The organism is Streptococcus pluranimalium, from assembly GCF_047785745.1.
Classification (GTDB): Bacteria; Bacillota; Bacilli; order Lactobacillales; family Streptococcaceae; genus Streptococcus; species Streptococcus pluranimalium_B.
On the sequence record NZ_JBLOJT010000008.1, the window covers coordinates 33390 to 43695 of the forward strand.

General features: G+C 40.0%; 8 protein-coding genes. 7 read left to right on the forward strand and 1 reads right to left on the reverse strand.

Annotation, left to right across the window (positions count from 1 at the left end; genetic code table 11):
- The first annotated feature begins 40 nt into the window (after positions 1–40).
- From ACMZ6U_RS02465 to ACMZ6U_RS02475, 3 genes are all read left to right on the forward strand, one after another.
- Positions 41–1219: an ATP-grasp domain-containing protein gene (locus ACMZ6U_RS02465; RefSeq protein ID WP_416106063.1), complete on the forward strand. Its 1179-nt coding sequence runs from the start codon at positions 41–43 to the stop codon at positions 1217–1219.
- Positions 1220–1583: 364 nt separating this feature from the next.
- Entirely contained in the window at positions 1584–2339 is a 756-nt protein-coding gene (locus ACMZ6U_RS02470) for an esterase family protein (RefSeq protein WP_416106064.1), read from the forward strand.
- A gap of 81 nt (positions 2340–2420) precedes the next feature.
- On the forward strand, positions 2421–3377 hold the full coding sequence (locus ACMZ6U_RS02475) for an NAD(P)-dependent oxidoreductase (protein WP_416106065.1): 957 nt from the start codon (positions 2421–2423) through the stop codon (positions 3375–3377).
- A 110-nt stretch (positions 3378–3487) separates the two neighbouring features.
- Here ACMZ6U_RS02475 and ACMZ6U_RS02480 read toward each other — a convergent pair whose 3' ends face one another.
- Entirely contained in the window at positions 3488–4321 is an 834-nt protein-coding gene (locus ACMZ6U_RS02480; RefSeq protein ID WP_416106066.1) for an alpha/beta hydrolase, read from the reverse strand.
- 147 nt (positions 4322–4468) lie between these two features.
- Between ACMZ6U_RS02480 and ACMZ6U_RS02485 the strand changes: the two genes are divergently transcribed.
- From ACMZ6U_RS02485 to asnS, 4 genes are all read left to right on the forward strand, one after another.
- Positions 4469–4756, forward strand: a complete 288-nt coding sequence (locus tag ACMZ6U_RS02485) for a rhodanese-like domain-containing protein (RefSeq protein ID WP_416106067.1) — start codon at positions 4469–4471, stop codon at positions 4754–4756.
- 64 nt (positions 4757–4820) lie between these two features.
- Positions 4821–7268: a bifunctional DnaQ family exonuclease/ATP-dependent helicase gene (locus tag ACMZ6U_RS02490; RefSeq protein ID WP_416106068.1), complete on the forward strand. Its 2448-nt coding sequence runs from the start codon at positions 4821–4823 to the stop codon at positions 7266–7268.
- Between the two features lie 95 nt (positions 7269–7363).
- Positions 7364–8545 (forward strand): pyridoxal phosphate-dependent aminotransferase, encoded by a 1182-nt coding sequence (locus ACMZ6U_RS02495; protein WP_416106069.1) that lies wholly within the window; start codon positions 7364–7366, stop codon positions 8543–8545.
- Positions 8546–8673: 128 nt separating this feature from the next.
- Positions 8674–10020, forward strand: coding sequence for an asparagine--tRNA ligase (asnS, locus tag ACMZ6U_RS02500; protein WP_416106070.1), 1347 nt, complete (start codon positions 8674–8676; stop codon positions 10018–10020).
- Positions 10021–10306 lie beyond the last annotated feature (286 nt).

Sequence of the window (10306 nt, forward strand, 5' to 3'; positions counted from 1 at the left end):
TATGCTAAAATATCTCTAATACTGTTTAAGAGGAGTTATTATGACAGATAAATTGAATTTTGTAATGATTTCACCGCATTTCCCGACGAATTTTGAAACCTTTGCTCATCGTTTATATGAAAGCGGAATTAACACTTTAGGAATCGCTGATGTGCCTTATGATCAACTGTCGGAAGCTCTTCGCCAACATCTGACCGAGTATTATCGTGTGGATGATATGCAAGATTATGACCAAGTCTATAGAGCAGTTGCTTATTTTGCCCATAAATACGGTCGTATTGATCGTGTTGAATCTCATAATGAATTTTGGTTAGAGCTGGATGCTAAATTACGGACCGATTTTAACGTGTTTGGCTTTAAGAATGAAGACATGTTGGCTATAAAAACGAAGCGTCAGATGAAAGAGGTTTTTCGTGGTCAGGGCTTGAAAGTAGCGGCAGGGGATACCTTTAAAACGGATGAGGAAGCTAGGGAGTTAGCGAAAACATTAGGCTTTCCTATTATCGTTAAGCCTAACTCTGGTGTAGGAGCTTCTGATACTTATAAATTAAAAACAAATGATGAATTAGATCATTTTTTAGCTAATCGCTCTCCTCGAGTGGATTACATTATGGAAGAGTTTGTGGATGGTGATATTATCACCTTTGATGGTTTAGCTGATCATGATGGTAAGATTGTTTTCTATTCTAGTTTAGAACATTCAGAGGCTGTTTTAGACACGGTTGCTAATGGTACGGACATGTATTATTTCTTACCAAGAGAGATCAATCCTGAGTTGGTTCCTCTGGGAGAAAAGTGTGTTTCAGCCTTTAATATCAAAGAACGTTTTTTCCATTTTGAATTTTTCCGTATCAAGGAAACAGGCGAGATTATTCCACTTGAAGTGAACTGCCGCCCACCAGGTGGGATGACCATTGATATGTGGAACTACGCCAACGATTTCGATATTTTCAAAGAATACACCAATGTGGTCAAGGAAAATCACTTTAAATCTGAAAGCAAACGTCCTTATCATGTTTTTTACATCTCCCGTCGAGGTGATAAGAAATATCGTCACAGTTTAGAGGATATTCGACAATATTTTGGTCAACATTTGGTATCTATAGTATCAATACCAGGAATATTTTCAGAGATTATGGGTCAGGACGGTATCATTGGGCGTTGTCCTGAGCGCGAAACCATGCGAGATTTAATCCGTTATGCCCAAGAAAAAGTTTAGGATTCCTCTGAGAAATGGAAGTCTTTGTTGCGAGAACGCCTTGTTATTTAGGAGGCTGGGACAAAAGCCCTAACCTCTCAATTCATTCTAGATTGTCAAGCAAGATGCAGTGGTTGAGGGGGTTCTAATTCGTTGATTTCATCAGCTTTTACAGCCCTAACGAACGAGATAAGCCTTAGCTTCCCTTATTTCCAACCTCAAACAGTCAGGAAGTGACTGTTTGAGCTGTGCGGAGGTGGATCTGAAACAGTCCAGTGAACTGTTTCAGATCCAATCTTAAAAATTAGGGAGGTGAGGGGGAATCGAATTCTGACGAAGAAGCGATTTTTGTCTCACTCTTATCCACAAATTAGAAAGTTGTTATATGAAATTTGAACGTCGCAGTCAGTGGTCAGGGGAACTTGGTCGCGAAATGTCTTTTAATGTTTATGGGCATGCTGGAAAGCCAGTGCTTGTCTTTCCATCATCTGGTGGTAGCCATGATGAATATGCTGATTTTGGTATGATTGAAGCTTGTCAGTCTTGGATTGATCGTGGCTTGGTTCAGTTTTTTACGCCTGATTCTTATGATTCAGAGTCATGGTTGAACCTAGGTAAGTCTGGTCATGATATGGCACTTGCTCACAATGCCTATGATCGCTATATTGTTAATGAACTAGTACCGTTGATTCGCCATGAAACTGGCTGGCAAGGTGGCCTATTAGCAACGGGATGCTCTATGGGTGGTTTCCATACGGTAAATTTTGCCTTAAAACATCCAGATTTATTTGATGTCTCTGTTGCTCTGTCTGGTGTCTATGACGCGCGATTCTTCACTGGTGAATTCGGTGATGATCAGGCGATTTATTTTAATTCGCCACTGGACTACTTATGGCAGCAAAATGATCCTTGGTTTTTGGATCGCTACCGTAACAATCGTATGATTGTTGCTGTTGGTCAGGGGGCTTGGGAAGAGCCTCATGTCTATGATACGAAACGTTTGGAAGAAGTTTTTACTGCAAAAGAGCTTCCAGCTTGGTTTGATTATTGGGGGCATGATGTTGCCCATGATTGGGAATGGTGGCGCAAGCAAATGCCATTCTTTATGGGCAAACTAGAAGAAGAAGGTCGCCTGGGCTAGGGTTAACTGAAAAATAAGGGTTTCCATTTTGGAAGCCCTTTTTATTTTGATACAATAATGAGGAGAAAGCGAGGTTTTGACATGGAAAAAGCAAAAGTTCTGATTTTAGGACAACCCTTAGAAGAAGGTTTGTCTGAGTTAAAAGAGGTTTTTCAAGTTGATCAAGCACCTTTAGAAAATACGAGAGACTGGCTTTTAGAACATTTAGCAGATTATGATGCCCTTTATACGACTCAATTACCAGTTGATAAGGAGATGATTGATGCAGGTGAAAATCTCAAAATCATTTCAACACACAGTGTTGGATTTGATCATATTGATATTGACTATGCTAAAGAAAAGGGTATAGTGGTATCTAATTCGCCTGAAGCTGTCATGGTACCGACAGCAGAATTGGCTGTGACCTTGATGCTATCAATCATGCGTCATGTTGCCTTTCTAGATCGTCGTCTCCGTGATGGGGAATGGGTTAACACAACTTTGCCAAGTGGCCTTAGTCAGGGATTAAACGGTAAAACCGTTGGCATTTTTGGGTTTGGTCGCATCGGTCAAGAAGTGGCTAAAATGGTTCAGGTTTTTGGGGCTACTGTGATTTACAACAAACGTCATCCCTTAGCAAAGGATCAGGAAGAGGAACTACAGGTGTCCTACCGTGATTTCAATGATTTAGTCAGAGAAGCAGATGTTATCAGTTTGCACGCGCCAGCAACAGCTGACACAAAAGGTCTCTTTGATGAAGAAGTCTTTAGCAAGATGAAAGAAGGTGCCTTTTTAGTTAATACCGCTCGTGGTACCTTAGTAGATGAAGAAGCCATGATTGCTGCCCTTAAATCTGGTCAATTAGCGGGTGCGGGTTTAGATGTCTATGAGGTTGAAGGGCAATCGCATCCAGAACTAATCAACTTGGACAATGTGGTCATGACTCCGCATTCTGGTTCAGCCACTTGGGATGCTCGCATTAAACTTTCTCGAGAAACAGCTCAAAATATCATTTCCTATCTTCACGACGGAAAAATCATTAATCAAGTCAATGCTTAATGAGATTGAAAAGACCGTCCAAAGATTAAACTTAGGGCGGTTTTTTCAGTGGCCAATGCTCAAAAAACTTCCTTAACAAATTGTTAAGGAAGTGGCAAATATGATGATACTTAATCTTTTAAAGTGAATTGTAAGAATTCTAGGAAGTGGTCGGCCCAGTGTTTTTCGTGGTGGATTTCATTAGCCATGATTTTGAGTTTGATATTGTCTATGCTGGTCCCAGACTTAAGGAGCGATTGATAGTAATGAAGGGTACAGTCAATGTAACGTTGGTTCATATTGGAAGCGAAGGTTTCATCAACGTCATCCCCCTCAAGAGTCCCAACTTGGATATAAATCCTGCTGGATTTGGCTAATGGATGATGGTCGCAAAACCGTAAAAAATCTCGTTCGCTGAACCAAGAGGCTAGTGAGAAAACCCCGAGATTACCAAAAACGTCAGGGTAGGCTGCACCCATATAGGCTGTGATAATCCCTCCCATAGAGGACCCAGCTAGGAGCGTGTGCTCAGGATCAGTCAAGGTACGATAAGTCTTATCAATAAAGGGTTTAACGGTGTTAACCACCCAATCACCATAAGCCATGCCGTCTCCACCAACACTAGCTGTTTCAGGAGTTGTGCCAACATCGGTCATCCAAGGTGCATATTCGTTAAGACGGTTATCCCCAGCATTGTCTATCCCTACGATAATCATTTTAGGTAGCTCTTTATGATATTTGATGGTAGGAATAACCTTCCAAGAGTAGCCAGAAAAAGATTCTTTGCTATAGAAGACATTTTGCCCATCGTGCATGTATAAAACAGGATAAGATGCCCAATCTTCCTTGTGGTAATCTTTAGGAAGAAGCACACGGATGCGCCGCTCTTCATCGTAGTAAGGCACATGAAGATGATGTTCTACCATTTCTAGATAGTAATTGTTAAGTCGGGTTCTTTTTGCCATAATATCCTCTTTTTCAGAATTATCTTGAAATTGATTATACCACATTTCAAGTTGAAAAGGGTTTTAAAATTATTTACTTAATGGTTAGTTAGGATTTTAAAAGAGATGATCTATTTGTTACAATGATAGGAAAGAAAGGGGAAATGAATGACCGTTAAAGATGATATTGTACAAGGGAATGCCCTTTTAATTGACGTTCGTGGTGCAGATGAATTTGCTGAAAAGCATATTAAAGGTGCCCTCAATCTGCCTGTAGATCAGGTTGAGGCAGGTAAGCTGGATTTGCCAAAAGATCAGAAAATCTACCTCTACTGCAAGTTAGGGCCGAGAGCAGATCATGCTGAAGACGCTTTAAAAGCAGCAGGATTTACAGATGTTCACAATCTCAAAACATTAGATGCAGTAGAGGCTCTGGGATTAAGAAGTGAATCTTGAATGATGAAATAAAAGAAGTTAGTGTTCCCAATACTAGCTTCTTTTTTGGTATAATTTTACTGTTATGACTAAGTCCAAGCAGAAATATGCCGTGATTGATTTGGAAGCTACTGGTGCTTCGATCATGGCGCAAATTATTCAAGTGGGGATTGTGATTATTCAGGGGGATAAGATTATTGAGACTTATCAAACCGATGTGAATCCGCATGAACCCTTATCGGAACATATTATTCAATTAACAGGAATTACCGACCAGCAGTTGGCAAAGGCTCCTGATTTTTCACAGGTGGCACGTGACATTTATGAGTTGATTGAGGACTGCGTTTTTGTGGCGCACAATGTCAAGTTCGATGCCAATCTTTTATCAGAGCAACTCTTCATGGAAGGATTTGAATTACGACCACCGAGGGTTGATACGGTTGAGTTAGCTCAAGTCTTTTTCCCTAGCATGGAAAAGTATTCTTTGGGAGAATTGACTAGGGCTTTGGATATTCCTTTAGAGGATGCCCATACAGCTATTGCAGATGCTCAAGCGACTGCTCAACTCTTTTTCAAGATTCGTGATAAAATTGCTAGCCTTCCTAGCTTAACCCTTGAAAAAATCAAGTCTTACGCTGACCATCTTATCTTTGAATCGCGCCTTTTGATTGATGAGGTTGCTTTGGATAAGGATTATGACCATTCTCTTTATCAAGAAGTAGCAGGTATCTTGATAAGAAAACCTCAGCTTGAAGAGGAAGAGAAAAAATTTTCGCAAGATTTCACAACCAACATGGCTCTCTTAGGTCTTGATAGCCGTCCCAAACAAGAACTGTTTGCACAAGCTATTTTACAAGAAGACAAAGAGATACACTTCATCCAAGCTCAAGCAGGAATCGGCAAAACCTATGGTTATCTGCTGCCCTTATTGGCTAAGAATGAAGAACAAAGAGTCATTATTTCTGTGCCAACAAAGTTGCTCCAAGATCAAATCGTGGCCCAAGAAGCTAAGAAAATCTATGACGTCTTTGGAACTTCTTATCAGAGTTTGAAAGGACCCGCGAATTACTTAAAATTGGACGCTTTTAAAGCTTCCTTAGACCAAGATGATGATAATCGTCTTCTCAATCGTTACAAGATGCAGCTCTTGGTATGGCTTTTGGAAACTCAAGATGGTGACCTCAACGAAATTAAGCAAAAACAGCGTCTGCAATGGTATTTTGATAGTCTCCAACACGATGGTGATCTTAGCGCATGTTCTCCTTTTGCTCAAGATGATTTTTGGCTTAGGTCTTATGAAAAGGCTAAGTCAAGCCGTCTGCTAATAACGAATCATGCTTATCTTTTGCCCCGTTTGGAAGATGATGCTAGCTTGATTGAAGGGGGTCACCTGGTTATCGATGAGGCGCAGAAATTCTTTTTAACTCTGGAAGATTTTTCTCATGCTCAGGTTAATCTTTTAGAAACCTTGGCTCAGTTGGAAAACCTCTTGAAGGAGACAGATCAGCTCCTGATACGCCGATTAATCGAAAGCCTTCAATTTGAATTGAGCCATTTAGTGGTGGATTATCACCAATCTAAGGAAGAGCTTGTTCCAAATGATAAGTGGCAGAAGATTCGTCGTGATATTGTGGAACTAAACCATCCAGATTTAGAAGCATTAAATAAGATTGCGGATAGGCGCTATGATGCCATTTGGATTGATAGTCGGCAGGAAAATGAAAAGCGCAGTGTCTTTTTGAAAGGAGCTAGCCAGCTTCTCTTAGATTTTTCACCGTTTTTACCGGAAAATCAAAAGACTAGTTTTGTATCTGCTACTTTGAGTATCAGCCCACAAGTGTCTTTGCCACAACTATTAGGCTTTTCGGATTATCAAGAAACCATTATCGAAGACTCTAAAAATGCAGTTCAGGCTATCTGGATTGATTCTCAAGGAGTATCTCCTGCTTTGCCTGGCGAGGATTACCATCGGGAGCTAGCTAACAAGATCTACCGGCTTAGTCAGCTAAATCTACCGACTTTGGTGTTATTTACTTCTAAAGAAGCCTTGGAGCAGGTTTCTAGTGCTTTGCAAGAAGCGGGGCTTTCGCATTTACTCCAGGGGAAGAATGGAACTAGTCATCAGTTGAAAAGACGTTTTGAAGCGGAAGAATCAGCTATTTTATTGGGAACAGGAAGTTTTTGGGAAGGGGTTGATTTTACCAATCATGATCAGTTACTCCTTGTCATTACGAGACTTCCTTTTGAAAATCCTCAAGATTTTCTTAATCAAAAGATGGCTAATCGCTTATCTCAAGAAGGGAAAAATCCTTTTACGGCTTATAGTTTACCAGTCATGATGATGCGCTTAAAACAAGCGTTAGGTCGTACAAGCAGACGTCCTAATCAGAAGTCAGCGGCACTTATTTTAGACACGCGTCTCCTTGAGAAGTCTTACGGTCCATCTAGTTTGGAAATTTTGAGAAAGACCCATCAGGTTTGGATTGAAAAAAATGATAAAATCCTATCAGATATACTTGATTTTCTGCTATAATAGGTTGTATTGAAGAAAGACTTTTTTTATGTGTTTTTTTGATTGGTTTTAATCATGCTGTTAACATATTGAGGAAGTAGAAACGGGGAGGCAAGATGAAATTATCTGATCGGATATTAAAGATGCAAGAAAGTGTGACTTTAGCATCAGGCGCGCGTGCCAAGGAGCTCAAGGCACAAGGACGTGATATCTTAAATTTGACACTTGGTCAACCCGATTTCCAAACTCCAGAACATATCAATCAAAAAGCTATAGAAGCTATCGAGAATAATAGAGTTAGTTTCTATACTCCAGCTAGTGGCTTGCCGGAGCTGAAGGATGCCGTTGCGACTTACATGGAAAATTTCTATGGTTATACAGTAACCCACAATCAAATCCTAGCTGCCACTGGAGCAAAATTTGTCCTTTATGCCTACTTTATGACAGTTTTGGGCCAAGGTGATGAGGTTATTATCCCAACTCCTTATTGGGTATCCTATTCTGATCAGGTAGAATTGGCAGAAGGGGTTCCTGTTTTTGTAGAAGCTAAGGAAGAAAATGATTTTAAGGTAAGTCTTGAACAGTTAGAAGCAGCTAGAACTGATAAGACTAAAGTTTTCTTACTCAATTCACCATCAAATCCGACAGGAATGATTTATACCAAAGAGGAACTCTTAGCGATTGGAAACTGGGCACTTGAACATGATATCTTGATTTTATCTGATGATATCTATGGTCGTCTGGTTTATAATGGCAATACGTTTGTGCCAATCTCAACCTTATCAGAAGCGCTTCGTCAACAAACAATGGTCATTAATGGTGTTGCTAAAACATACTCAATGACAGGGTGGCGTGTTGGTTTTGCGGTTGGTAATCCAGAAATTATTGCTGGAATGTTTAAAATCTTGAGTCAGACAACATCTAACCTAACAACTGTGGCTCAGTATGCTGCTATTGAGGCTTTGACTGGTTCGCAAGATTCAGTTGAGGAAATGCGTCAAGCTTTTGAAAATCGCTTAAATATCATTGAACCACTCATTAATGCAATCCCAGGGTTTAAATTGGTAAAACCACAAGGTGCTTTCTATTTCTTCCCAAATGTTAAGGAAGCAATGGCAATCAAAGGCTTTGATGATGTTACTGATTTTACCAATGATATTTTGGAAAAGGCAGAAGTTGCTCTCGTTACAGGAGCAGGATTTGGAGCTCCTTACAGCCTCCGAATGAGTTACGCTACAGATTTAGCAACATTAGAAGAAGCGATCAAGCGTCTCAATCATTATATGTCGGAACAATAATAGAAAATAAAGAGTACTGTTATTATTTTTATAATGAAACTTGTTTTATAGAATTTAAAAAGCTCTGGTACAGGATAACACCTGAAACTATACAACTCTGAAATCAGAAAGGACTAAAATAAAGTATTATGTCACGTCAATTAATTACCATTAACCAAGTCAGCAAGCACGTCGGTGAAGAAGTTACCATCGGTGCTTGGGTTGCCAATAAATCTGGAAAAGGTAAAATTGCCTTTTTACAACTCCGTGATGGAACAGCCTTCTTCCAAGGAGTAGCCTTCAAACCAAATTTCTTTGAAAAATTTGGCGAAGAAGAAGGAGCTGAAAAATTTGATACCATTAAACGTCTCAGTCAAGAAACATCTGTTTATGTGACTGGTATTGTTAAAGAAGATGATCGTTCTAAGTTTGGTTATGAATTGGATATCACTGACATCGAAGTCATCGGTGAATCGCATGACTATCCAATCACACCCAAAGAGCACGGAACTGATTTCCTCATGGACAATCGCCATCTCTGGCTTCGTTCTCGTAAGCAACATGCGGTACAACAAGTTCGTAATGCTATTATCTATGCGACTTATGAATTCTTTGATCAAAATGGCTTTATCAAGTTTGATAGCCCAATTTTATCTGGAAATGCGGCAGAAGATTCAACAGAACTTTTTGAAACAGACTACTTTGGACAACCAGCCTTTTTAAGTCAATCTGGTCAGCTCTACCTTGAAGCTGGTGCTATGGCACTTGGTCGTGTTTTTGACTTTGGACCTGTTTTCCGTGCAGAAAAATCTAAAACCCGTCGTCATTTAACTGAGTTTTGGATGATGGATGCGGAGTATTCATTCCTTTCTCACGAAGAGTCTCTTGACCTCCAAGAAGCTTATGTTAAAGCTCTTATCCAAGGTGTTATTGACCGTGCCCCACAAGCTCTTGAAACTCTTGAACGTGATGTAGATGCTCTTAAACGCTACATTGCTGAACCTTTCAAACGTGTGTCTTACGATGATGCTATTTCCCTTCTTCAAGAACATGAAGCAGATGAAGACACTGACTACGAACATCTTGAGCATGGTGATGACTTTGGTTCACCACATGAAACTTGGATTTCAAACTATTTTGGTGTGCCAACTTTCGTCGTTAACTATCCAGCAAGCTTCAAAGCCTTCTACATGAAACCTGTTCCTGGTAATCCAGACCGTGTTCTTTGTGCAGACTTGCTTGCACCAGAAGGTTATGGAGAAATCATCGGTGGTTCAATGCGTGAAGATGATTACGATGCTCTTGTTGCTAAGATGGACGAACTTGGTATGGATAAGTCTGAGTATGACTTCTACCTTGACCTTCGTAAATATGGTTCAGTACCACATGGTGGTTTTGGAATCGGAATTGAGCGTATGGTAACCTTCGTCGCTGGTACCAAACATATCCGTGAAGCTATTCCATTCCCACGTATGCTTCACAGAATTAAGCCATAAAGCCCCTCGTGTTTCTGCGATTTTATTCTCGGAGATGGTATAGTCTTTTGGATTAAATTTGATGCATGGTCCCTTTCGATTCGCTGTACTCATACTCTTCAAATATCCAAAGCAGATGTCGTTGACTTGATTTGATGAACTACAGTTCTATCTGCTATCTGTGTCGCCTAGTCTGCTTTGGATTTTCATTGAGTATCAAGTACTGTCTGCGTTTTTCTGTTCCTTGTTCTGAACGTTAATTCATTTGATTATATTTTTGAGAATAAGAATCTAGGTTTTAAAATAT

Coding starts and splice junctions, on each gene's coding strand:
- ACMZ6U_RS02465 (WP_416106063.1), top strand. CDS start 41: ATGACAGATAAATTGAATTTTGTAATGATTTCACCGCATTTCCCGACG.
- ACMZ6U_RS02470 (WP_416106064.1), top strand. CDS start 1,584: ATGAAATTTGAACGTCGCAGTCAGTGGTCAGGGGAACTTGGTCGCGAA.
- ACMZ6U_RS02475 (WP_416106065.1), top strand. CDS start 2,421: ATGGAAAAAGCAAAAGTTCTGATTTTAGGACAACCCTTAGAAGAAGGT.
- ACMZ6U_RS02480 (WP_416106066.1), bottom strand. CDS start 4,321: ATGGCAAAAAGAACCCGACTTAACAATTACTATCTAGAAATGGTAGAA.
- ACMZ6U_RS02485 (WP_416106067.1), top strand. CDS start 4,469: ATGACCGTTAAAGATGATATTGTACAAGGGAATGCCCTTTTAATTGAC.
- ACMZ6U_RS02490 (WP_416106068.1), top strand. CDS start 4,821: ATGACTAAGTCCAAGCAGAAATATGCCGTGATTGATTTGGAAGCTACT.
- ACMZ6U_RS02495 (WP_416106069.1), top strand. CDS start 7,364: ATGAAATTATCTGATCGGATATTAAAGATGCAAGAAAGTGTGACTTTA.
- asnS (WP_416106070.1), top strand. CDS start 8,674: ATGTCACGTCAATTAATTACCATTAACCAAGTCAGCAAGCACGTCGGT.